This window comes from Nocardioides luteus, from assembly GCF_014648595.1.
GTDB classification, from domain to species: domain Bacteria; phylum Actinomycetota; class Actinomycetes; order Propionibacteriales; family Nocardioidaceae; genus Nocardioides; species Nocardioides luteus.
In genome coordinates, this window is sequence record NZ_BMRK01000053.1 from 1 (window position 1) to 617 (window position 617).

General features: G+C 73.7%; 1 pseudogene. It reads left to right on the forward strand.

Annotation, left to right across the window (positions count from 1 at the left end):
• Positions 1-560 (forward strand): annotated as a pseudogene (locus IEY81_RS23935) (hypothetical protein); the annotation flags it as partial.
• Positions 561-617 lie beyond the last annotated feature (57 nt).

Here is a 617-nt window from a genome sequence, read left to right on the forward strand (position 1 = left end):
CCTACGCCCAACGCGACCTCGGCCTCACCGCCCCCGGCGCAGCCCTCCTGGTCATCCCGTACGGCGTCGCCTTCCTGCTGACCTCGATGGCCGTACCCCGCGTCGCCGCCCTCGTCGGCCCCTCGACCATGACCCTCGCCGCCCTCGCCCACGCCGCCGTCCTGGTCGCCATCGCCGTCACGATCGCCACCGGCCACGCCGGCGCCGTCTCCCTCCAGCCCCTGCTGATCCTCCTGGGCATCTCCCAAGCCGTCATGTACGGCCCCCTCGTCGGCGCCATCGTCGCCGGCACCCCCACCTGGGCCGCCGGCCTGGCCGGCGGCATCGTCGCCGCCGGCATGCAGCTTGGCTTCACCCTCGGCGTAGCGCTCCTGGGCGGGATCGGCACCACCCACGGCGCGCCCGGCGTCGCCGTCGTCGTCGGCATCCAGGCGCTCCTCGCCGTCCTCTTCGCAGGTCTCGCACCTTCCGTAGCCCGTGCTCCGGGCCCCTCGCCGTCTCCCACCCCGACGCCGATCCCCAAGACCGGTGACGTACCGCTCCCATGCACCACGCCGTAGCGCTCCCCCGATGTGCTGAACGTCGTGACCTTCTTGGAAGAACCCGCGCCGAGCGCC